The 22,392-nt window shown below is 65.6% G+C and carries 18 protein-coding genes; 11 read left to right on the top strand and 7 right to left on the bottom strand.

Annotated features, from left to right (window positions below):
- Positions 1-21: 21 nt before the first annotated feature.
- The 9 genes from atpA to AC27VE_RS21705 all read left to right on the top strand — a co-directional run bounded on the left by atpA (position 22) and on the right by AC27VE_RS21705 (position 12,274).
- A complete protein-coding gene (atpA, locus tag AC27VE_RS21745) occupies positions 22-1,563 on the top strand; it encodes a F0F1 ATP synthase subunit alpha (protein ID WP_175170565.1) in 1,542 nt (513 codons plus the stop codon).
- A gap of 98 nt (positions 1,564-1,661) precedes the next feature.
- Positions 1,662-2,567 carry a F0F1 ATP synthase subunit gamma gene (atpG, locus tag AC27VE_RS21740; protein ID WP_427956151.1) on the top strand — a complete coding sequence of 302 codons (906 nt, stop codon included), beginning with the start codon at positions 1,662-1,664 and terminating at the stop codon, positions 2,565-2,567.
- Between the two features lie 42 nt (positions 2,568-2,609).
- Entirely contained in the window at positions 2,610-4,013 is a 1,404-nt protein-coding gene (gene atpD, locus AC27VE_RS21735; RefSeq protein WP_006227272.1) for a F0F1 ATP synthase subunit beta, read from the top strand.
- A gap of 9 nt (positions 4,014-4,022) precedes the next feature.
- Positions 4,023-4,448 (top strand): F0F1 ATP synthase subunit epsilon, encoded by a 426-nt coding sequence (locus tag AC27VE_RS21730; protein ID WP_006227271.1) that lies wholly within the window; start codon positions 4,023-4,025, stop codon positions 4,446-4,448.
- A 195-nt stretch (positions 4,449-4,643) separates the two neighbouring features.
- Entirely contained in the window at positions 4,644-5,486 is an 843-nt protein-coding gene (locus tag AC27VE_RS21725) for a helix-turn-helix domain-containing protein (RefSeq protein ID WP_488704933.1), read from the top strand.
- 155 nt (positions 5,487-5,641) lie between these two features.
- On the top strand, positions 5,642-6,715 hold the full coding sequence (gene hemE, locus AC27VE_RS21720) for a uroporphyrinogen decarboxylase (RefSeq protein ID WP_006227269.1): 1,074 nt from the start codon (positions 5,642-5,644) through the stop codon (positions 6,713-6,715).
- 351 nt (positions 6,716-7,066) lie between these two features.
- Positions 7,067-9,157, top strand: a complete 2,091-nt coding sequence (locus AC27VE_RS21715; RefSeq protein ID WP_315140484.1) for a primosomal protein N' — start codon at positions 7,067-7,069, stop codon at positions 9,155-9,157.
- 207 nt (positions 9,158-9,364) lie between these two features.
- Positions 9,365-11,428 carry a UvrD-helicase domain-containing protein gene (locus tag AC27VE_RS21710; RefSeq protein ID WP_088591225.1) on the top strand — a complete coding sequence of 688 codons (2,064 nt, stop codon included), beginning with the start codon at positions 9,365-9,367 and terminating at the stop codon, positions 11,426-11,428.
- 18 nt (positions 11,429-11,446) lie between these two features.
- The gene (locus tag AC27VE_RS21705; RefSeq protein WP_488704932.1) at positions 11,447-12,274 is read left to right on the top strand and encodes a helix-turn-helix domain-containing protein; all 828 of its coding nucleotides are present in this window, start codon (positions 11,447-11,449) and stop codon (positions 12,272-12,274) included.
- Positions 12,275-12,302: 28 nt separating this feature from the next.
- Here the strand turns inward: AC27VE_RS21705 and AC27VE_RS21700 are convergent, their stop codons facing one another.
- The gene (locus tag AC27VE_RS21700; RefSeq protein WP_488704931.1) at positions 12,303-13,364 is read right to left on the bottom strand and encodes a threonine aldolase family protein; all 1,062 of its coding nucleotides are present in this window, start codon (positions 13,362-13,364) and stop codon (positions 12,303-12,305) included.
- A gap of 117 nt (positions 13,365-13,481) precedes the next feature.
- On the opposite strand from AC27VE_RS21700, the gene AC27VE_RS21695 reads away from it, so the two are divergent.
- Together AC27VE_RS21695 and AC27VE_RS21690 are read left to right on the top strand one after the other, a co-directional pair.
- A complete protein-coding gene (locus AC27VE_RS21695) occupies positions 13,482-14,336 on the top strand; it encodes a class II glutamine amidotransferase (protein ID WP_006227264.1) in 855 nt (284 codons plus the stop codon).
- A gap of 154 nt (positions 14,337-14,490) precedes the next feature.
- A complete protein-coding gene (locus tag AC27VE_RS21690; protein ID WP_035214049.1) occupies positions 14,491-15,108 on the top strand; it encodes a hypothetical protein in 618 nt (205 codons plus the stop codon).
- Positions 15,109-15,190: 82 nt separating this feature from the next.
- Here the strand turns inward: AC27VE_RS21690 and dapD are convergent, their stop codons facing one another.
- From dapD to AC27VE_RS21660, 6 genes are all read right to left on the bottom strand, one after another.
- Positions 15,191-16,174 (bottom strand): 2,3,4,5-tetrahydropyridine-2,6-dicarboxylate N-succinyltransferase, encoded by a 984-nt coding sequence (dapD, locus tag AC27VE_RS21685; RefSeq protein ID WP_488704930.1) that lies wholly within the window; start codon positions 16,172-16,174, stop codon positions 15,191-15,193.
- Between the two features lie 1,096 nt (positions 16,175-17,270).
- Complete coding sequence (locus tag AC27VE_RS21680; RefSeq protein WP_315139716.1) at positions 17,271-18,401, bottom strand: M20 family metallopeptidase; 1,131 nt, start codon at positions 18,399-18,401, stop codon at positions 17,271-17,273.
- A 39-nt stretch (positions 18,402-18,440) separates the two neighbouring features.
- Positions 18,441-19,346, bottom strand: coding sequence for a prolyl oligopeptidase family serine peptidase (locus AC27VE_RS21675; protein ID WP_006227260.1), 906 nt, complete (start codon positions 19,344-19,346; stop codon positions 18,441-18,443).
- Positions 19,346-20,356, bottom strand: coding sequence for an ABC transporter ATP-binding protein (locus AC27VE_RS21670; RefSeq protein WP_006227259.1), 1,011 nt, complete (start codon positions 20,354-20,356; stop codon positions 19,346-19,348). The genes AC27VE_RS21675 and AC27VE_RS21670 overlap by 1 nt, the downstream gene beginning before the upstream one ends.
- Entirely contained in the window at positions 20,353-21,336 is a 984-nt protein-coding gene (locus tag AC27VE_RS21665) for an ABC transporter ATP-binding protein (protein ID WP_088591028.1), read from the bottom strand. Before AC27VE_RS21665 ends, AC27VE_RS21670 begins: the two co-directional genes overlap by 4 nt.
- 132 nt (positions 21,337-21,468) lie before the next feature.
- Positions 21,469-22,386, bottom strand: a complete 918-nt coding sequence (locus tag AC27VE_RS21660; RefSeq protein ID WP_088591027.1) for an ABC transporter permease — start codon at positions 22,384-22,386, stop codon at positions 21,469-21,471.
- Positions 22,387-22,392: the final 6 nt, after the last annotated feature.

The raw sequence follows: 22,392 nt of genomic DNA, 5'->3' as shown, positions 1-22,392 counted from the left end.
AACAGGATTCCAGGAGTCAATATGCAACTCAATCCCTCCGAGATCAGCGAACTGCTCAAGAGCCGCATCGAGGGCCTGGGCGCTTCGGCTGATGTCCGTACTCAGGGCACCGTCGTGTCCGTGACCGACGGTATTACCCGCATCCACGGCTTGTCCGATGTGATGCAGGGCGAAATGCTCGAATTTCCCAACAACGTTTTCGGTCTGGCGCTCAACCTTGAGCGCGATTCCGTCGGCGCCGTTATCCTCGGCGACTACACCGGCATCTCCGAAGGCGACCAGGTCAAGACGACCGGCCGCATTCTGGAAGTCCCGGTCGGTCCGGAACTGAAAGGCCGCGTGGTAAACACGCTGGGCGAGCCGATCGACGGCAAGGGCCCGATCAACGCCAAGGCAACCGACATCATCGAAAAAGTGGCGCCTGGCGTTATCGCCCGCCGCTCGGTGTCGCAGCCGCTGCAAACCGGCGTCAAGGCTATCGACTCGATGGTGCCGATCGGCCGCGGCCAACGCGAACTGATCATTGGCGACCGCCAGACCGGCAAGACCGCCGTCGCTGTCGACACGATCATCAGCCAGAAGGGCAAGGGCGTCACCTGCGTGTACGTCGCCATCGGCCAGAAGGCTTCCACGATCAACAACGTGGTCCGCAAGCTGGAAGAGCACGGCGCGATGGAATACACCATCGTCGTGGCCGCTACCGCTTCTGACTCGGCCGCCATGCAATACCTGGCTGCTTACGCCGGTTGCACGATGGGCGAATACTTCCGCGATCGTGGCGAAGACGCCCTGATCGTTTATGACGATCTGACCAAGCAAGCCTGGGCCTATCGCCAAGTGTCGCTGCTGCTGCGCCGTCCGCCGGGCCGTGAAGCCTACCCGGGCGACGTGTTCTACCTGCACTCGCGTCTGCTGGAACGTGCTGCCCGCGTGAACGAAGACTACGTCGAAAAGTTCACCGATGGCGCCGTCAAGGGCAAGACCGGTTCGCTGACCGCACTGCCGATCATCGAAACCCAGGCAGGCGACGTTTCCGCCTTCGTTCCGACCAACGTGATCTCGATCACCGACGGCCAGATCTTCCTGGAAACCGACCTGTTCAACGCCGGTGTCCGCCCCGCAATCAACGCCGGTATCTCGGTGTCGCGTGTGGGTGGTGCTGCGCAGACCAAGGTCGTCAAGAAGCTGTCCGGCGGTATCCGTACCGACTTGGCGCAGTACCGTGAACTGGCCGCCTTCGCGCAGTTCGCTTCCGACCTGGACGACGCTACCCGTCGCCAGCTGGAACGCGGCAAGCGCGTGGTCGAACTGCTCAAGCAGCCGCAATATCAGCCGCTGCAAGTGTGGGAACTGGCCGTCACGCTGTACACGGTCAACAACGGCTACCTGGATGACGTGGACGTGGCCCAAGTGCTGTCGTTCGAGAAGTCGCTCAAGGATCAACTGAAGGCCAAGCATGCGGCCATGATCCAGCGCATCGAAGACACCAAGGAACTGTCCAAGGACGACGAGGCCGAATTGGCCACCGCCGTTCAGGAATTCAAGAAGCACGGTGCTTTTTAAGAAAGTGATGGGTTAGGCGTCTGCAACGCCTCACCCATCCTTACCGGATGGTTGAGGCGTGAGCGGAACCCATCGGCCAGTCTTCACAGGAAAGCGCAATGCCCGGAATTAAGGAAATCCGAACCAAGATCAAGAGCGTGCAAAACACGCGCAAGATCACCAAGGCGATGGAAATGGTCGCCGCATCCAAAATGCGCAAGGCGCAGGAACGGATGCGTGCTGGTCGTCCGTACGCCACCAAGGTGCGCGAGATTGCTGCGCACCTGATGCAGGCCAACCCCGAGTACAGCCACCCGTACCTGGTCGAACGCGAAATCAAAGCGGTCGGCGTGGTCATGGTGACGACTGACAAGGGTTTGTGCGGCGGCTTGAACACCAACATCACTCGCGTGACGTTGGGCAAGCTGAAAGAGTTCGAGAAAAACGGCATCGCCGTGCAAGCGACCGCTTTCGGCAATAAGGGCGTGGGTGTGCTGACCCGTATCGGCGCCAAACTGGTTTCCCAGGAAGTGCAACTGGGCGACAAGCCGCAACTGGACCGCCTGCTGGGCGCGATCAAGGTGCAGCTGGACGCCTACCTGGATGGCCGCATCGACGCGCTGTACGTGGCATCGACCCGCTTCGTCAATACGATGAAGCAGGAGCCGCTGTTCTTGCGTCTGCTGCCGTTGGCCAGTGGTTTGGAAGATCCGTACCAGACGGGTGCTGATAGCCTGGCCAAGACGTCGGAAGTGAAGTCGGACTACAGCTGGGATTACATCTACGAACCCGACGCCCGTAGCGTGATCGACGACCTGCTGCAGCGTTACGTTGAAGGCCTGCTGTATCAAGCCGTGGCCGAGAACATGGCTTCGGAGCAGTCGGCCCGGATGGTCGCCATGAAGGCGGCGTCGGACAACGCCAAGAAGGTCATCGGAGAGCTGCAACTGGTCTACAACAAGACCCGTCAGGCCGCGATCACCAAAGAAATTTCGGAAATCGTAGGGGGCGCTGCCGCCGTTTAAGGCAGGCAGCTCCCATCTAAAGCTATCAAGCAAGGAATCGACATGAGCAACGGAACCATCGTTCAGTGCATCGGCGCCGTGGTGGATATTCAGTTCCCCCGCGATCACATGCCCAAGATTTATGAAGCGCTTACTCTGGCCGACGACGAGTCCTCCTCGTTCGCCGAAAAGGGTCTGACGCTGGAAGTGCAGCAACAGTTGGGCGACGGCGTGGTGCGTACCATTGCGCTGGGCTCCAGCGACGGCCTGCGCCGCGGCATGAAGGTCACCGGCACGGGCGCCCCGATCTCGGTGCCGGTCGGCACCGGCACGCTGGGCCGCATCATGGACGTGCTGGGTCGTCCCATCGACGAAGCCGGCCCGATCCAACACGAAGAAAAGCGTGGCATCCACCAAAGCGCTCCCCGCTTCGACGAACTGTCGCCGTCGGTGGAACTGCTGGAAACCGGCATCAAGGTTATTGACTTGGTCTGCCCGTTCGCAAAGGGCGGCAAGGTCGGCCTGTTCGGCGGCGCCGGCGTGGGCAAGACCGTGAACATGATGGAACTCATCAACAACATCGCCAAGCAGCACAGCGGTTTGTCGGTGTTTGCCGGCGTGGGTGAGCGTACCCGCGAAGGCAACGACTTCTACCACGAAATGGAAGAGTCGAACGTTCTGGACAAGGTCGCGATGGTGTTCGGTCAGATGAACGAACCCCCGGGCAACCGTCTGCGCGTGGCGCTGACCGGCCTGACGATGGCCGAGAAGTTCCGTGACGAAGGCCGCGACATCCTGTTCTTCGTGGACAACATCTACCGCTACACGCTGGCCGGTACCGAAGTGTCCGCACTGCTGGGCCGTATGCCGTCGGCCGTGGGCTACCAGCCCACGCTGGCTGAAGAAATGGGCAAGCTGCAAGAGCGCATCACGTCGACCAAGACGGGCTCGATCACCTCGATCCAGGCCGTGTACGTCCCTGCGGATGACTTGACCGACCCGTCGCCTGCCACGACCTTCCAGCATTTGGACTCCACCGTCGTGCTGTCGCGTGACATCGCTTCGCTGGGTATCTACCCGGCCGTGGACCCGCTGGATTCGTCCAGCCGCCAGCTCGACCCGCAAGTCGTCGGCGAAGAGCACTACGCCGTTGCTCGTGGCGTGCAGCAAACGCTGCAGCGCTACAAGGAACTGCGCGACATTATCGCGATTCTGGGTATGGACGAACTGTCGCCCGACGACAAGCAGGCCGTGGCCCGCGCTCGTAAGATCCAGCGTTTCCTGTCGCAGCCGTTCCACGTTGCTGAAGTGTTTACCGGCTCGCCCGGCAAGTACGTTCCGCTGGCCGAAACCATCCGTGGTTTCAAGATGATCGTGAACGGCGAGTGCGATGCCCTGCCGGAACAGGCCTTCTACATGGTCGGTTCGATCGACGAGGCCTTCGAGAAGGCCAAGAAACTGCAATAAGGAACCGATATGGCTACCCTGCATGTGGATGTCGTCAGCGCAGAGGAAGCGATCTTCTCCGGTGAGGCGAAGTTCGTGGTGCTGCCTGGCGAAGCGGGTGAACTGGGCATTCTGCCCGGCCACACCCCGCTGATTTCGCGCATACGCCCCGGGACGGTCAAGATCGTTCGTGCCGACCAAGGCGAGGAAAACATCTTCGTCGCCGGGGGCATTCTGGAAGTGCAGCCGGGCAGCGTGACGGTTCTGGCCGACACGGCTATCCGTGCCGCCGACCTGGACGAAGCCCGTGCCCTGGAAGCTCGCAAGAAGGCCGAAGAGGCCCTTGCGAACGCCAAGGACAAGGCTGACATCGCGGTCGTCGAAGCGGAACTCGCCATGCTGGCTGCGCAAGCCATCGCGGCGCGCAAGCTGCGCCAAGGCGGTCGTTCGCACTAAGCGGCAAAGCAGTACCCCGGGGTTCGCTCCGGATTGGAAAAAGCGGCCAATGGCCGCTTTTTTCATGCCCGCGCGTTTCATGCCAGCGCATCATTTGTCCTTGTGCGGGGCGACCGCAATGCGTTCACTACGAATGGCGACGAGGCTTGCACGACAGTAGCCTTCAACTTTGCCTACATAGCCAAAGGGGAAAGCGTGCGAGAAGTCCTGGATTGCGGGGTGCTGCTGGCGCCGGGCCATGAAGGCGCCATGCGCGATTGGGTCGCCCGGCATCAAGCCCGGCTGACGCGGATCCGGCTGCACCTGGTGCCGCTGGTTCGCACACACGCAGCGGAGGCCAATGCCGAGCTTCTCGCGGCTCCTGCGCACGGCGCGGGCGTCCACCCACATCTGCTGCAGGACGTCCAGGTGCTCGCGCGCCTGGCGATATCGCTCAAGCGCTATGACGGCTGCATCCTGCCTGTGACGCCGTCCACGGTCGCGTGGGCGCGCATGGCCCTGGCTCAGGCAGGCGCCGCGCTGACGACGCCTATCCTGCTGCTGATGGACGACATGAAGGCCCCCGCCATCGAAGACCTGCTGGGCTTAGGCGTGGCGGACTTCATCGCGCAGCCCGCCTGCCTGGAAAGCATGCGGGTGCGCCTGGACCGGATGGCGCGGCCCGCCGTGTGGCGCCAGCCGCCGCGCGCCAGTGTGCGGGAACCGGCGGCCAGTTATCCGGGCGGGTCAGAAGCCGCAGCGCACGAGGCGGCTCGCCCGCGGTTGCCGGCAGAACTTGTCGAACAGGCCGCGGCCGGCATGCGCGAGGCACGGCGCCTGCCGGCGCAGGAGTCGTTCCGCCTGGCCAAATCGCGGGTGGTGGACGGTTTCGAGCGGGACTACATTCGCCACGCGCTGTCACGCCACGGCGGCAACGTGGCGCAGGCCGCGCGCGCCTGCGACAAGCACCGGCGCGCATTCTGGGCGCTGATGCGCAAGCACGGCATCGAGGCCGCGCCGTATCGGCAGGCGGCGCTGGCGCGTCGGGCGGAGTATTGAAATACCGGGGATCGACCCCGCGCCGACGCCGAAAAAGTTGAAATGCCCGGCAGAACTGCCGCTCACTTGCGCCCAAGCAAGCCGGGTCTGCCGGCCTGGCGCGCCTTGTCAGCTTGGGGAAGTAAAATCACGGCTTCCGATCATCGAGGATAGTCGTGTCTGCTTCCAGCTTGAAGAACGATGTGTTCTTGCGCTCGCTCTTGCGCGAGCCCGTGCCCTATACCCCGATCTGGCTGATGCGCCAGGCGGGTCGCTACCTGCCCGAATACCGCGCGACGCGCGCCCGGGCGGGCTCTTTCATGGGCCTGGCTCAGAATCCGGACTACGCGATGGAAGTCACGTTGCAGCCGCTCGAGCGTTTCGACCTGGATGCGGCCATCCTGTTCTCGGACATCCTGACCGTGCCGCATGCGATGGGCCTGGGCCTGGATTTCGCCGAAGGCGAGGGCCCGCGCTTTGCCCGCCCCGTGCGCACCGAGGACGACGTGGCGCGTCTGGCCGTGCCCGACATGGACAAGCTGCGCTACGTGTTCGACGCGGTCAGCGTCATCCGCCGCGAACTGGACGGCAAGGTGCCGCTGATCGGCTTTGCCGGCAGCCCGTTCACCATCGCCTGCTACATGGTCGAAGGGCAGGGCAGCGACGACTACCGCCTGATCAAGACGATGCTGTATTCGCGTCCGGATCTGCTGCACCGCATTTTGGAAATCAACGCCGAAGCCACGCTGCAGTACCTGAACGCGCAGATCGCCGCCGGCGCGCAAGCCGTCATGCTGTTCGACAGCTGGGGCGGGGTGCTGGCCGATGGCCTGTTCCAGCAGTTCTCGCTGGCGTACACGAAAAAGGTCGTGGACGGCCTGACCCGCGAGCACGAAGGCCGGCGCGTGCCGGTCATCGTTTTCACCAAGGGTGGCGGCCAGTGGCTCGAGCAAATCGCGGCTTGCGGCTGCGACGCGGTAGGCCTGGATTGGACGGTGGACCTGGCCGCGGCCCGCCGCCGCACGGGCGACTCCGTGGCCTTCCAGGGCAACCTGGACCCGATGGCGCTGTTCGGCGGCGCGTCCGCCATCCGTACGGAAGCCCGCCGCGTGCTGGACGCCTTCGGCCCGGTGGGCAAGGGCGGCCACGTGTTCAACCTGGGCCACGGCATTTCGCGGTTTACACCGCCGGAAGCAGTAGCGGAATTGGTCGACGAAGTCCACCAACACAGCCGCTTGCTGCGGGGGTAAGTGAGTGAACGCTTCGGTCCAAAGGGCCGAAGTTTGAGGGCCCCGGCGGACACTTGTGCACAGCAAGATTTTGCTCGGGGAAAACCCTTTAGAAGCTAGTTTACAATCTTGGAAGACTGTTTAAGTCTTTGTTTTAATAGACAAAAATCAAGTTTTCCACCGGATTGCAACAGCGTACGCAATCTACGCTTATTCCAAATCTTGACGTTGCCCCAGCCTTTTCCCCAAAGTTATCCACAGGCGGGGGCTGGAGCAAGCCGACGCATTGGGGCGACAATTGCCCCGCTGCGCCTTCCTTAGCAATTTCCCGCCATCCAGGTCTTACCCGCCCCATGCACCCTCCCAGCATCCATGTCTGAAGCGCCGCCGATTACGACTCCCGCAGCGGTTTGCTGGGTGCGCGTGGCGCTGGACGTGCCCTTGCCCGGCCCCTTCGATTACCGCAGCGAGACCCCCGTGCCGGTGGGCCTGCGGGTGATCGTGCCGTTCGGGCGGCGCAAGATGATCGGGGTGGTGGTGGAGAACCCGGCCGAGCCCTCGTTCGACCCGAAGCAAATCCGCCCCATCGAGCAAGTGCTGGACGACCTGCCGCCTTTTGACGAGGACTGGCTGCGCCTGGCGCGGTTTGCCGCGGAGTACTACCAGCGGCCCCTGGGCGAGGTGATGCTGCCGACCTTGCCGCCACCCCTGCGAAAACCCACGGCGTATCAGGGCAAACGGTCGGCGGGCGGGCCGGTGGCGCGGCTGGACAACCGCAAGCGCAAGACAGCGCGCGCGCCGGCCAAGGCCGACCAGCCGCCCGAACTGAACGAGGCCCAAGCCGCCGCCGTGGACGCCATTGGCGCCCTGGCCGGCTTCAAGCCCGTGCTGCTGCATGGCGTGACGGGCAGCGGCAAGACCGAGGTGTACCTGCGGGCCGCCGAACGGGTGCTGGCCCAGGGGCGCCAGGTGCTGCTGATGGTGCCCGAAATCAACCTGACGCCGCAGCTGGAAGGCGCGCTGCGCGCCCGCCTTGAGGCGCTGGTGGGCCCGGACGGCCTGGCCGTCATGCACAGCGGCTTGTCCGACGGCGAACGCCTGCAGGCCTGGGCGCGCGCCCAGCGCGGCGACGCGCGCATGCTGCTGGGCACGCGCATGTCGATCTTCGCGCCCTTGAGCAAGCTGGGCCTGATCGTCGTGGACGAAGAACACGATGCCTCCTACAAGCAGCAGGACGGCCTGCGCTATTCGGCGCGCGACCTGGCCGTGTGGCGGGCCCATGACCTGGACATTCCCGTGGTGCTGGGTTCAGCCACGCCGTCGCTGGAAACGTGGCAACACGCCGAGCGCGGCCGCTATCTGCGCCTGACGCTGCCGGCGCGCGCGCGATCCAGCAGCTTGCCGTCGATGCGGCTGGTGGACACGCGCCGCCTGCAGATGAAGCACGGTATGTCGCCGCATCTGCTGGAGGCGATCGGCCAGCGGCTGGAGCGCAAAGAGCAGTCGCTGATCTTCCTGAACCGGCGCGGCTATTCGCCCGTGCTGCATTGCCAGTCGTGCGCGTGGGTCAGTAATTGCCCGCGCTGCACGGCCTTTACCGTGCTGCATCGCACCGACGGCCGCGGCCACCGGCTGCAGTGCCACCATTGCGGCTATCAGGCGCCCGTGCCCCGCGCATGCCCCGAATGCGGCGACCAGGACCTGGCGCCGATGGGCCGCGGCACGCAGCGCATTGAAGAGCATCTGGCCGAGCTTTTTCCCGGCGCGCGCATCTTGCGCATCGATGCGGACAGCACGCGCAAGAAGGGCAGCGCCGAGGCGTTGTTCGCCTCGGTGCATGCGGGCGAGGTCGACATCCTGGTGGGCACGCAGATGGTGGCCAAGGGCCACGATTTCGCGCGCCTGGGATTGGTGGGCGTGCTGAATTCCGATTCGATGCTGTTCGCGCACGACTTCCGCGCGCCCGAGCGTCTGTTCGCCCAATTGATGCAGGTGGCCGGCCGTGCCGGGCGCCACCAAGGCAACGGCGAGGTGCTGATCCAGACCGGCTATCCCGAGCAGCCCGTCTACCAGGCGCTGCTGCGTCACGACTACGCGGGCTTTGCGCGGCATGCGCTGCATGAACGCGAAAGCACCGGCCTGCCGCCGTTCGTCTACCAGGCGCTGCTGACGGCCGAGGCGCGCGAGTTGAAGGTGGCGCAGGCTTTCCTGGAACGCGCGCGCGTGCTGCCCGAAGGGGAGTGGGCGGCCGACTTTCCGGGCCTGGACGCGATCATGCTGTATGACCCGGTGCCGCTGCGGGTGGTGCGGGTGGCCAATATCGAACGCGCGCAACTGCTGGTGGAAAGCAGCAGCCGGCCGGCCCTGCAGGCGTTCCTGGCGTCGTGGTCGCACCATCTGCCCTACATTGCCAACGAGGCGCGCGTGCGCTGGCAACTGGAAGTCGATCCGCTGGAGATCTGACCCCTCGGCATCTGCCGATGCGTCATCCATCCGATTGTTCTATGATCGTCTTCCTCTATCGCGCTGGCGCGGCAGGCCCGCATCGGCGGCTGCGCCCGTCCCCATTTTCTCGCGTAGTACCAGCCCGCTGACGGGCGGCTGCCGGCCCTGCGCCTGGCGGCCGCATCCGCGTTGCGGCGAGCGCGATGCATGACGACCCAACTCAAAATGTCCGCAAGCGAATCTATTGGTCAAGGCATGAATCCCGCCCAGAAAGAGGCGGTGCTTTACCTGGACGGCCCGTGCCTCGTGCTGGCCGGCGCCGGCAGCGGCAAGACGCGCGTGATCACGCAGAAGATCGCTTACTTGCTGCGCGAGTGCGGCTACATGGGCCGCAACGTGGTGGCGCTGACCTTCACCAACAAGGCCGCGCGCGAGATGGACGAGCGCGTGAAGACCCTGGTGGACCGCAAGCTGTCCAAGGGCCTGATCATCAGCACGTTCCATTCTCTGGGCGTGAAGATGCTGCGCGAAGAGGCGCGCAACGCGGGCCTGAAACCCACGTTCTCGATCCTGGACGCCGATGACGCCATGTCCATCATCCAGGAACTGCTGGCCACGACCGACAAGGCCCGCCTGCGCCACGTGCAAGGCATCATCTCGTTGTGGAAGAACGCGTTGCTGGAGCCGGACGACGCCGCGCGCGAGGCGGTCACGCCGGGCGATGTCGAAGCGGCCAACGTCTACCGCAGCTACGCGGCCACGCTGGCGGCCTATCAGGCGGTGGACTTCGACGACCTGATCCGCATCCCGGCGTTGCTGCTGGCCAGCAACGAGGAAGTGCGCACGCGCTGGCAGAACCGCGTGCGCTACCTGCTGGTGGACGAATACCAGGACACCAACGTGTGCCAGTACCGCCTGGTGCAGCTGCTGACCGGGTCGCGCGCCATGTTCACGGCGGTGGGCGACGACGACCAGGCAATCTATGCCTGGCGCGGCGCCACGATCGAGAACCTGGCCAAGCTGACGACCGACTACCCCAACATCAAGCTCATCAAGCTTGAACAGAACTACCGGTCGGTGCAGCGCATCCTGGCCGCCGCCAACCAGGTCATCGAGAAGAACCCCAAGCTGTTCGACAAGAAGCTGTGGTCAGACCTGGGCGTGGGCGAACCGATTCTGGTGTCGGCGATGGACGGCGAAGAGCAGGAAGCCGAATCCATCGCCATGAAGGTGTCGGCCTCGCGCTTCGAACGCCAGGCGCAGTGGAAGGATTTCGCCATCCTGTACCGCAGCAACCACCAGTCGCGCATCCTGGAGCAGGCGCTGCGCAATCTGAAGATTCCGTACACGATCTCGGGCGGGCAGAGCTTTTTCGACAAGACCGAAGTGCGCGACGTGCTGTCGTATCTGCGCCTCTTGGCCAATGACGACGACGACCCCGCGTTCATCCGCGCGGCCACCACGCCCAAGCGCGGCATCGGCCAGGCGACGCTGCAGGTGCTGGGCCAGTACGCGGCCTCGCGCGAGATCTCGCTGCTGGCGGCGGTGGCCGAAACCGGCCTGGAAAGCCTGTTGGCGCCGCGTCAGCTGGACCCGCTGCGCACCTTTGCCGAGTTCATCCGCCGCATGCAGTGGCGCGCTGGGCGCGGCGCGGCCTCGGGCAAGGACGCCGCGCCCGCCGAACCCGCCGGCGTCATCCTGGACGATCTGGTGGAAGCCATCCAGTACGAGCGTCACCTGTTCGAATTGTTCGAGGAACGTCCGGCGCAGACGCGCTGGCAGAACGTGCTGGAACTGACGGGCTGGCTCAAGCGCAAGGCCGAAGAAGACAACATGACGCTCTTCGACCTGGTGCAGCACGTGGCGCTGGTGACCATGCTGGAGCGCGGCGAAGAAGAAGAGCCCGACGCCGTCAAGATGTCGACGCTGCACGCCTCCAAGGGACTGGAGTATCCGCACGTGTATCTGGCCGGCGTGGAAGAGGGGCTGCTGCCTCACCTGGGCAAGGACGACGAAGTCGGCGACCCGGCGCGCGCGGCCGAGAACCTGGCCACGCGCATCCAGGAAGAACGCCGCCTGATGTACGTGGGCATCACGCGTGCGCAGCGCAGCCTGAACCTGAGCTGGTGCAAGCGTCGCCGCCGCGCCCGTGAAGACCTGGTGCGGGAGCCGTCGCGCTTCATCGAAGAGATGGGCTTGGGTGATGTGCGGGTGCAGGAAGACGAAGCCACGGCCGCCATGAATCCCAAGGAGCGCATGGCGATGCTGAAGGCGCTGTTGAAGAAGTAGCGCGCGGGAGCCGACGCCATGAAAGACGACGTCCGATATCACCCGGTGCCCGGCACGCCGGGGCTGGTGCTGGGCCAGGCGCGGTTCAGCGAATTCCAGTTCGACCGCCACTACCATGTGGACTATCACATCGGCCTGGTGACGCAGGGCGTGCAGCGCCAGTGTTTCCGCGGCAGAAGCATCCTGCTGGGCCCCGGCGGCCTTGCCCTGATGCCGCCGGGCGAGATCCACGATGGCGCGGGCGTCGACGCTTATGGTGCTTCGTACACACTGAAGACCTTCCGGCTGTCGGCCGAGCTGATGCGCGGCTTTATCGAAGACGTGTCGGGGGCGGCTGCGGATGAACGCTTTTCTGCGACGCTGGTGGAAGACGCCGCGTTGGCCGCCCGTTTCATGGCGCTGCACAGCGTGTGGATGTCGGGCGCGCCGGATGAGCCGCTGGCGCAGGAATCGCAGTCGCTGGCGTTGATGGGCACCTTGTTCGCGCGTACTGGCGCCGTGCAGCCTGAAACGGTCAAGGGCGGCTTGTCGTCCACGCATCTGCACGCCGTGCGCGACTATTGCCAGGCGCACCTGTGCGAGAAGATCGCGCTGGACGACCTGGCCCGGCTATGCGGATTGAGCCGCTTCCAGTTCCTGCGGCGTTTCACGCATTCGGCTGGCCTGACGCCGCACGCGTGGCTGGTGCGGTTGCGGCTGGAGCGCGCCTGCGCGGCGCTGGCCACCGAGCGGGTGTCGGTGGCCCAGGTGGCGGCGGACGTGGGCTTCTATGACCAGAGCCACTTCAACCGCGCCTTCCGCATGGCGTACGGCGCGCCGCCTTCGGCGTACCAGCCCGCGGCCTAGGCCGCGGACCCGCACGCGAACACAGGTCTTAAGCAACTTGCGCGCGCAGCGCCGACAGGAAGTGGTCCACGTCCTGCTCCTGCGTCGCGAACGACGTCACCAGGCGCACGACGCCCGGACCCCAGCGGTCGTGGTAGAAGCGGAAGCCATCGGCCAGCAGGCCTTCGATGGCCTGGGCAGGCAATTGGCAAAACAGGATGTTGGCGTCGACGGTGCCTTGCAGCGCCACGCCCGGCAGCCCTTGCATGCCGGCCGCCAGCCGCGCGGCCATGGCGTTGGCCTGGCGTGCGTTGCGCAGCCACAGGTCGTTGTCCAGATACGCTTCCAGCTGGGCCGACAGCAAGCGCATCTTCGAGAACAGATGGCCGCCGCGTTTGCGGCGGAACTCCAGTTCACGGGCCCGTTCCGGGTTGAACAGCACAATGGCCTCGGCGCCCAGCACACCGTTCTTGGTGGCGCCGAACGACAGGACCTCTACGCCCGCCTTCCACGTCATTTCCGCCGGCGTGCAGTCCAGGCTGACCAGCGCATTCGCAAAGCGCGCGCCGTCCATGTGCAAGGGCAGGCCGGCATCGCGGCAGATGCCGCCGATGACGTTGATTTCATCCAGCGTGTAGACGCCGCCGGTTTCGGTGGCCTGGGTGATGCTGACGCACGAGGGTTGGACCGAGTGCACGTCGCCGACTTTGCGGCGGGCTTCCACGGCCAGTTCTGCCGGATCGATCTTGGCGGCCTGGCCACCCAGGAGCTTCAGGCGCGCGCCGTTGGTGTAGAACTCGGGCGCACCGCATTCGTCATTGGCGATGTGGGCCTGCGCGTGGCACAGCACGGCGCCCCAAGGGGGCGTCAACGCCGACAGGCTGATGGAATTGGCGGCGGTGCCGGTGGGCACCAGCAGCACGTCCACGTCGCGTTCGAAAATGTCGGCCAGCTTGCGCTGCACGCGCAAGGAGCCGTCGTCGGCGCCATAGGCCGGGGCCTGGCCGGTGCCGGCGCGCAGCAGGGCGTCGAAGACTTCCGGGCTGGCGCCCGCGATGTTGTCGCTGGAAAAACCCTGTTGCAGGGCGGGGACGGATGAGGGCGTAGTCACAGGCAAGTTCCGGCTGATGCGGGGAAAAGGCCACTATGCCGCGGCGCGGACGGGCAAGCTTGTAGAAAATTGCGGGTCGCTCCTACACTGGGCAAGTCTGTCTTGAAGGAGTGCGTCATGTGTCGTTGGCTGGCTTACACCGGTAGTCCCCTGCAGATGGAGAGCGTGCTCTTCAAAGCCAAGCACTCGCTGATCGACCAGAGCCTGCACGCGCGCCTGGGCGCCACCACCACGAACGGCGACGGCTTCGGCCTGGGCTGGTATGGCCGCGCCCCGGCGGGTCAGTCTCCCGAACCGCCGTTCCGCTATCGCAGCGTGCATCCCGCCTGGAACGACCGCAACCTGCGCGAGGCGGCGCGCGCGATCCATGCGCCGCTCTTCGTCGCGCACATCCGCGCGGCCACCGATACGCCCGCGCAAGAGACCAACTGCCATCCGTTCCGGCACGGGCAGTGGCTGTTCGTACATAACGGCGTCATCCGCGACTATCCGCTCTTGCGCCGGGATCTGATGCTGATGATCGCGCCGGCGTATTTCGGGTCGCTGGAAGGGTCGACGGATTCCGAGGTGATGTTCCTGCTGGCGCTGACGTTCGGCCTGGAGGAAGACCCGATCCCGGCGCTGGCCCGCATGGTGGGCGCGGTGGAAGAGACCGGGCGGCGTCATGGCGTCACGCATCCCATCAACATGACCGTCTGCGCACTGGACGGCCACCGCCTGATCGCCGTGCGCTATTCCAGCGAGGCCGAATCGCGCACCTTGTTCCACAACACCTGCGTGCGCCACCTGCGCGAACTGTATCCGCAGGACGCGCAGATCGCCGCGCTGGACGAGAACGCCTTCCTGCTGCTGTCCGAACCCTTGAGCGAGATGCCGGGAGCCTGGGAAGAGGTGCCCGAGGCGACGGCGATCATCGCCGGGGGCGGGGACGTGCAGCACCATCCCTTCGTGCCGATTCCGCCAGGCGCGTGACGCGAGCGGGTGCTTGGTGTCCGCCAAGGGGACACCTTTATCGGCGATAAAAGGGGTCATCAAGCACGTATTCCTCATATGGGGGAGAATGCGTGTCGCATGACTTTGCGACGTCCTGGGCCGCGAAAGCACCCTAACTGAATAAGGAAGTTGCATGACTAATAGCAAAACCCCGCAGGCATCTGACGCATTGGCGGTGTTTACGCACACGGGGAGCGCCCCGGATCGCTTTGAATTGCATGACAAGGGCGTGGTCAGCCAGCATGGCGACACGCGTAATTACGCGGCTTTCGCGGACATCCAGGATCTTTGCCTGTTCGCCTCCGGCCCGGCCGCGGCGGTTCAGGTAGACAGCTTTGCCTACCGCACGGATTCGGCCCAAGACTGGACCGTGGTGCCCAGCGGCACCAGCGAATTTCCCGCATTCATGGACGGATTCCGCTCGCGCTACGTCGAGCAGCGCCTGCCCGTGCTGGAAGCCATGATCGCCAATGGCACGCGCGTTCCGTTCCGCTATATCAAGGCCGGCGAGTTCCCTGGCCTGGAAACGCAAGAACTGGCCCTGTCGGCGCAAGGCCTGCACATCGGCGGCGCCACCTGGCCCTACGAGTCGCTCAAGCGCATCGACCTGAACGACTGGACCGAGACGGTCACCCTGCAAGACGACAGCGGCAAGACGGTGTTCTCGTGCCTGGCCACGCGCATCCTGAGCTCGGACCTGTTGGTGAATCTGGTGTACGACCAGTTGGGGCAGACGGCGGAATACGCCTGACCGGGACACGACCCCAAGCGGCGCCGGGCGCGCCAGCTTTTCCCGGATGAAGAAAGGGCCGCTTGCAGCGGCCCTTTTCCATTCAATGCCCCGCGTGCAGCGCGGGGTTCAAGGTGCCCCAGGCGGCGGTGCGCACCAGGCACTCCACGGCGCCCGTCTGCGAGTTGCGGCGGAACAGCAGGCCATGTTGGCCCGCCAGCGACACGGCTTTCACCACGGCGCCTTCCGGCGTCAGCACGCGTGTGCCGGCGGTGACGTAGCAGCCGGCCTCGACCACGCAATCATCGCCCAGCGAGATGCCCAGGCCCGAGTTGGCGCCCAACAGGCAGCGCTTGCCGATGGACACCACCTGTTTGCCGCCGCCGGACATGGTGCCCATGATGGAGGCGCCGCCGCCGATGTCGGTGCCGTCATCGACGATGACGCCTGCGCTGATGCGGCCTTCGACCATCGACGCGCCGAGCGTGCCGGCGTTGAAGTTGCAGAATCCTTCGTGCAGCACGGTGGTGCGTGCCGCCAGGTGTGCGCCCAGCCGCACGCGCGCGGTGTCCGCGATGCGCACGCCGCCGGGCACGACGTAGTCGGTCATGCGGGGAATCTTGTCGATGCCGCGGATCTCCAGGGTCTGGCCGATGGCGCGCAACTGCCAGCGCAAGGCGTCGACCTGGTCGATGGCGCAGGGCCCGACGGAGGTCCACGCGACGTTGGCGAGCACGCCGAACAGGCCGTCCAAGTTGGCGTCATGGGGGCGGATCAGCCGGTGGCTGAGCAGATGCAGCCGCAGATAGGCGTCATGCGCGTCGACAGGCGCTTCGGCAAGCGAGGGGATCGCGGTGCGCACGGCGACGATGTCGACTTTGCGGCGTGTGTCCCGGATGAGGGCCGTGGGAACGTGCTCACCAAGCGCGGCGCGCGCTTCTTCAGGCGTCAGATGCCGGGTGCCGCCGGCAGGGGTGTGATCGGCCAGCGACGGACGCGGATACCAGGTATCAAGAATGGTGCCGTCGGCGGCAAGAGTGGCAAGGCCGTAGGCGATGGCGCTTTGAGGTGCGGGGGCGGCGGACATGGCGGGGAGTTCTGGACTGGAATTGGGAGGATTCTAGGCGATTGAAGGTTTTGGCGGTATTTGATGGTTATTCGTAGGCGTCGGCGGAGCTTCGTCGGTTGCGGGGCGGTTGCCGGCGTTTCAGGTTTTCGTAGGTCGCCCATCGGCGCTGTCGGCGTGACGGCGCGCGCCCACGATTGCGGTCCGGAGCCTTCGCTCCGGACGTCCCCGTCGTCATCCTCGTCCGCCTTCGGCTCCCTTCGGATTCCCTCGGGCGCATCAAGGTTGCGCGCCGTCACGCCGACAGCGCCGACGGGCTACCGAAGTCTTGGATCGCGGCGCAGTCAGGCCGCTGTTTACTGACGAGATTTGCGTGGCCCGCCTCAAGCGACCGCGCAGGCGGCCGCATTCGGCATGCGCATTGTCGAGGCGTCGGAGCGGTGATCGCTTGCGCGCCGGTGAAGAGCAGTTTGCTAATGATCCCCGCAGTCACGGGGTGGGGTGGAGCGACGGGTGGCGCGCGGCAGAGCTGTGTGCGTAGCCAGACCTGCGCGCGCCACCCGTCTAATAGGAAGACTGTCGATGCGATCCGGCTGATCGTGCGTCGTAGGATGGGTGGAGCGCGGCAAATCTGGCATGAGGACGCGGGGGGCCATCGCGCGTAACCCATCATGGTGGCAGGCATCGATGATGGGTTACGTGCGGCATACGCCCGTGTACTTGGGCCTGCCGGATCGCACTCCACCCATCCTACGGAGCACCATCAACCACATCGCGACGCAAGACGATGCGTAAGCTCCCCAAGGCCGCCCGCGCGGCCGGCGGGGAGCGGGCACCGCAAGATCCTTCGCCCCTCAAAATTGTTGACGAGAATCCTAAGCACACGGTTCTCCCCAGCGACGGTGAGATTGCAGCCACCAGAGTCCGTCACGGCGGTCCCGCGGGGAGTGCGGGGAGTCGATAAGCCCGAGGGAATCTGAAGGAACTGCCGCAGGCAGCGACGAAGATGACGACGGGGAAGTCCGGAGCGAAGGCTCCGGACCGCAATCGTTGACCCGCACTCCCCGCGGGACCGCCGTGACGGGCGTCTAAAGAACCATCAACGTCACAAAAAAACCTAAGCCAATTCCCGAAGCAACAATTCCCAGAACTTCAACCGCTGCTCCAACGTCGACACCAGAATATATTCATTCAACGTATGTGCCCCGTCGCCGTCGGCGCCCAGGCCGTCCAACGTCGGAATCCCCATCGCCGATGTGAAGTTCGCGTCGCTGCCGCCGCCGGTCATCGGGGCGTCTTCCAGCAGGAAACCTGCCCGGTCCGCATAGCCTTGCACCAGTGCCAGCAGGTCTGCCGCGGCTTGCGTCTTCACCATCGGCGGGCGGTTCAGTTCCACGTTGATGTCCAGTTCCACATCCGGACCCACCGCGCACAGCTCGCGCATGCGGCGCAGCACGTCTTCCGCGGCCCCCATGTCCGGCACGCGGAAATCCACCACGCAACGGCACAGGGCCGGCACCGTGTTGGTGACCGTGCCGCCGGCGATGGTGCCGACGCTGACCGTGATGCCGCGGTCGTAGTCGGTCATCGCTTCCAGCGCCAGTACCTGGTGCGCCATTTCGCGGATCGCGCTGCGGCCCTTTTCGTGTTGCATGCCGGCGTGGGCCGGGCGGCCCTTGACGTTCAGGTTCAGCATGCCCGTGCCCTTGCGCGCGGTGACGCACTTGCCGCCGTTGGGGCGGGCCGGTTCGCAGACCAGCGCGTACTTGGCGTTGGCGGCGAAGCGTTCGATGTGCACGCGGGAAGCGTGGCTGCCGGTTTCTTCGTCGGGCACCACCAGGAAGTCCACGGGCAGCTGCGTCGCGCCCGGGCGGGCCACGCCGGCCAGCGCCGTCAGCGCCAGGTAGATGCCCGCCTTCATGTCATAGCTGCCGGGGCCGTAGAGGCGGTCACCGTCGATGCGTACCGGGTTCTCCAGCAGCGTGCCGACCGGATGCACCGTGTCCATGTGCGCCAGGATCAGGATGCCGGGGCGCGTGTCGCCGGGGGCGCGGTTGGTGGCGTACAGCAGCGGGCCCGTGGTGGGGCCCAGCGACGATAGTTCCACCGTCAGGCCGGCGGCGGCCGCGTAGTCGGCGATGATGCGCGCCATCGCGGCGATGCCTTCCGGAAAGTTCGACGGCGATTCGCATTGCAGCCAGCTTTGGATGCCGGCGACGATCTGTTCAGTGCTCTGAGTGTTGGACATGGCGGTATCGGTATTCAGCGATGGAGAGGAAGAGGGCGATCAGGCGACCTGCTGGCCGGCCAGGCGGGCCAGTTCGGCGGCATCCGGCATCTTGCCGTCGAACCACAGGCTGGCGCACACGGCCGACATGGCGCGGCCGTCGTGGCCGATGCCGGGCACCACTTGCAGCGTCCAGCCGAACGGCACGCCGCGGCGTTCGGCTTCTTTCTTGCCGAACTCGTAGTAGTTTTGCGCACGCGCAAAGCGGTGCGGGCCCTGGCGCATGGCGGCGGGCTCGGACGGCAGGTTGGGGTCGTCGGTCGCGATGTCCTGATCGCCCGCCAGGATGGTCATCGGGTAAGCCAGCAACTTCACCAGATGTTCTTCGGTCAGGCCGACGCCGTCCATGCCTTCCGGGAACGGGAAGTCGAACGTGGGCAACGTGTACCAGCCGGGGTTACCGGCCGCGACGGCCTTGAACGGCGCATGCGACTGGCTGCTCATCAGGCGGTGCACGAACTGGCCGCCGGCCGAATGGCCGAACAGGTAGATGTTCTGGCCGTCGGTGATTTCGCCGTCGATCATGTCGCGGATGACGTTGCCCACCAGCGCATACGTCCAGCCGTCGATGTGGCGCGGATTGCCGCCGGCCGAGAACACGCGGCCGTTGTTGTAGCTTTCGACGCCGGGCCAGATCTCGTTGGAGAACGTCAGCGCCACGATCAGCAGCTTGTGCTTGTCGGCGGCCTCGACCCAGAAGTCGCGGTATTCGTCGCCGTTGCGCAGCACGCCGTGCTGCACGATGACGACCGGGCGGTCCGGCGTGTAGCCGTAGGGGCGGTACGTCTGCAGCTTGAACGGACGATCGGAGTTGCGGTCTTCATCCACGTACAGGATGGCGTTGCGGCCCGCATGGCCCATTTCAATGGCGATGCGGTCCACGTTGGACATGTCGGAGGGTTTCATCAGGCGCTCGCTTCATTCAGGTGACAGGCCGACCAATGGCCCGCCGAGATTTCTTTCAGGACCGGCGCCTGCTCGCGGCAACGCGGCATGGCGTGGGGGCAACGGGGGTTGAACGTGCAGCCCGGGGGCGGGTTCAGCGGCGACGGGATTTCCCCCTTGATCGGCGTGAACTTGCGGCCGCGGCGGGCCACGTCCGGCACTTCGGCCATCAGGGCCTGGGTGTAGGGGTGGTTGGCGCGCGCGAAGATCTCGGCCGCGGTGGAGATCTCCACGATCTTGCCCAGATACATGATCGCCACGCGGTCCGAGATGTGCTTGACCACACCCAGGTCGTGGCTGATGAACAGATACGTGAAGCCGTGCTGCTCACGCAGATCCATGAACAGGTTGATCACCTGCGCCTGGATCGACACGTCCAGCGCGGCGACCGGTTCGTCGCAGACGAGGAACTTGGGCGCCACCATCAGCGCACGGGCGATGCCGATGCGCTGGCGCTGCCCGCCCGAGATCTGGTGCGGGAAACGGTCGCGGTATTCGGCGTCCAGGCCCACTTCCTTCAGGGCCTGGTCGATGCGGCCGGGAATCTCGGCGGGCGGGGCCAGCTTGTGGACCTTGAGCGATTCGCCCAGGATCTGGCGCAGGCGCTGACGCGGGTTCAAGGATGCCTGCGGGTCCTGGAAGATCATCTGCACGCCCAGCGTGTAGGCCAGCTTTTCAGCGCCGCGCAGGCGCACGGCGTCCTGGCCCAGATAGCGCAGTTCGCCTTCGGTCTGGCGATGCAGGCCGGCCACGACGCGGCCCAGCGTGGACTTGCCGCAGCCGGACTCGCCCACCAGCCCGACCACTTCGCCGCGCTTGATGGACAGGTCCACGCCGTTGACGGCATACACCGTGCGGCGGTCGATGGGGCGGCCGGTCAGGGCCAAAATGCGTTGGGCCAGGTCGGGTCGCTGCTCGAAGCGCTTGTGGACGTTCTTGAGCTCGATGACGGGGGTATCGGCTTGGCTCATGCTTCTTGTGCCTCGCGGGCTATCGGCACGTAACAGCGATAGCTGCGCGGACCTTCGGTGGTGACGGAGGGGGCTTGTTCGGTGCACCGCGGGATCACCCGGGTGCAACGCGGGCGGAACGCACAGCCCGACGGGCGGCCGGCCAGGCTGGGCGCCATGCCGTTGATCTGGTGCAAGCGTGCGCCGGGTTGCGTGGCGCCGGGCATCGAATCCAGCAAGCCCTTGGTGTAGGGGTGGCGCGGCGATTCCAGCACCTGTTCGACCGGGCCGCTTTCAACGATGCGGCCGGCATACATCACGGCCACGCGGTCGGCCAGTTCGGCCACAACGCCCAGGTCGTGGGTGATCCAGATCAGGGCGGTGTTGTGCTCGCGGCAGATCTCCTGCATGCGGTAGAGGATCTGGCCCTGGATGGTGACGTCCAGCGCGGTGGTGGGCTCGTCGCAGATGATCAGGTCGGGCTTGTTCAGCATGGCGATGGCGATCGCCACGCGCTGGCGCATGCCGCCCGAGAACTCGTGCGGATAGCTTTTCAAGCGCTTTTCCGGCGACGGGATGCCGACCATGGCCAGCGCCTCGCGGCAGCGTTCTTCCGCTTGCGCGCGCGACACGTTCTCGTGCGTCAGGATGGCTTCCATCATCTGCTCGCCGATGCGCAGCACCGGGTTGAGCGTCATCAGCGGGTCCTGGAAGATCATGGCGATGCGGTTGCCGCGCAACTGGCGCATCTGCTCTTCCGAGAGCTTGCGCAGGTCGGTGCCCTTGAACTTCACTTCGCCGTCCACGACTTCCCCGGGCGGGTCGATCAGGCCCAGCAGCGAGAAGCCGGTGACGGATTTGCCGGAACCCGATTCGCCGACCAGGCCGACGATTTCGCCGCGGCGCACGGTAAGGTCGACGCCGTCGACCGCCAGATACGCGCCGGCCTCGGTATGGAATGCAGTGCGCAGTCCGCGCACATCAAGAAGGGTTTCGCTCATTTCAGTTGTCCATTGCGCCACTGGCAGCGCGTGCAACGGGCGCCGCCCGATCGGGATGCCGCGGAGCCGGCTTTGCCGGTCCGCAGGCATGCCCCCTTGAGGGGGAAGCGCGTAGCGCTTCGGGGGTGGGCGTCATCGCTTGGGGTCCAGGCTTTCACGCAGGCGATCGCCCACGATGTTGATGGAAAGGATCAGCACCAGCAGGGCGATGCCCGGGAACAGGCTGATCCAGTAGTCGCCCGACAGCAGGTATTGGAAACCGTTGGAGATCAACAAGCCCAGCGACGGCTCGGTAATCGGCACGCCGACCCCCAGGAAGGACAGCGTTGCTTCCAGCGCGATCGCGGTGGCGATCTGGATGGTGGCGAACACCATGACGGGGCCCAGGCAGTTGGGCAGCAGGTGGAACACCATGATGCGCCAGGCCGGAAAGCCCAGGTTGGCGGCCGCTTCCACGTATTCCTTGCGGCGCTCCTGCAGCGCGCGGCTGCGCATGATGCGGGCGTAGTGGCCCCATTGCACCAGCACCAGCGCCAGGATCACCTTGTCGACCCCGCGCCCCAGCACCACCAGCAGCACCAGCGCCACCAGGATGGTCGGGAAACCCAGGATGAAGTCGACGATGCGCATCAGCACGGTGTCGACCAGGCCGCCGACATAGGCGGCGACCAGGCCGACCGCGCCGCCGACGGCGGTGGCCAGCACGACGGCGGACAGGCCCACCATCAGGCTGATGCGCAGGCCATACAGGATGGCGCTGAGCATGTCGCGGCCCTGGTCGTCGGTGCCGAGCCAGGCGATGCTGCCGTCCATCAGCGCCTGGCGCGGCGCCAGGCGGCCGTCCATCAGCGACAGGTTGGCCAGGTCATACGGGTTCTGCGGCGCAAAGTACGGGGCGAAGATCACCAGGACCACCAGGATGGCCAGCGCGATTACCGAACCGCGCACCGTGGGGCGCGCGCGCAGTTTCTTCAGGATGGAGGCGCGCTGCGGCGTCTCAGCCAGAGGCTGGACGGTGCGGGTGCGGCCGGGATTGGGAGAGTTAGCCATGGCGGA

It is taken from the genome of Achromobacter sp. 18P8.1.1, assembly GCF_057799415.1.
The sequence above is the reverse complement of the archived record's forward strand: the minus strand, read 5'-3'. Positions and strand labels throughout refer to the sequence as shown.

Coding starts and splice junctions, on each gene's coding strand:
- AC27VE_RS21680 (WP_315139716.1), bottom strand. CDS start 18,401: ATGTCCAACACTCAGAGCACTGAACAGATCGTCGCCGGCATCCAAAGC.
- AC27VE_RS21730 (WP_006227271.1), top strand. CDS start 4,023: ATGGCTACCCTGCATGTGGATGTCGTCAGCGCAGAGGAAGCGATCTTC.
- AC27VE_RS21670 (WP_006227259.1), bottom strand. CDS start 20,356: ATGAGCCAAGCCGATACCCCCGTCATCGAGCTCAAGAACGTCCACAAG.
- AC27VE_RS21665 (WP_088591028.1), bottom strand. CDS start 21,336: ATGAGCGAAACCCTTCTTGATGTGCGCGGACTGCGCACTGCATTCCAT.
- AC27VE_RS21675 (WP_006227260.1), bottom strand. CDS start 19,346: ATGAAACCCTCCGACATGTCCAACGTGGACCGCATCGCCATTGAAATG.
- AC27VE_RS21690 (WP_035214049.1), top strand. CDS start 14,491: ATGACTAATAGCAAAACCCCGCAGGCATCTGACGCATTGGCGGTGTTT.
- dapD (WP_488704930.1), bottom strand. CDS start 16,174: ATGTCCGCCGCCCCCGCACCTCAAAGCGCCATCGCCTACGGCCTTGCC.
- AC27VE_RS21710 (WP_088591225.1), top strand. CDS start 9,365: ATGTCCGCAAGCGAATCTATTGGTCAAGGCATGAATCCCGCCCAGAAA.
- atpG (WP_427956151.1), top strand. CDS start 1,662: ATGCCCGGAATTAAGGAAATCCGAACCAAGATCAAGAGCGTGCAAAAC.
- AC27VE_RS21695 (WP_006227264.1), top strand. CDS start 13,482: ATGTGTCGTTGGCTGGCTTACACCGGTAGTCCCCTGCAGATGGAGAGC.
- AC27VE_RS21715 (WP_315140484.1), top strand. CDS start 7,067: ATGTCTGAAGCGCCGCCGATTACGACTCCCGCAGCGGTTTGCTGGGTG.
- AC27VE_RS21660 (WP_088591027.1), bottom strand. CDS start 22,386: ATGGCTAACTCTCCCAATCCCGGCCGCACCCGCACCGTCCAGCCTCTG.
- AC27VE_RS21705 (WP_488704932.1), top strand. CDS start 11,447: ATGAAAGACGACGTCCGATATCACCCGGTGCCCGGCACGCCGGGGCTG.
- atpD (WP_006227272.1), top strand. CDS start 2,610: ATGAGCAACGGAACCATCGTTCAGTGCATCGGCGCCGTGGTGGATATT.
- atpA (WP_175170565.1), top strand. CDS start 22: ATGCAACTCAATCCCTCCGAGATCAGCGAACTGCTCAAGAGCCGCATC.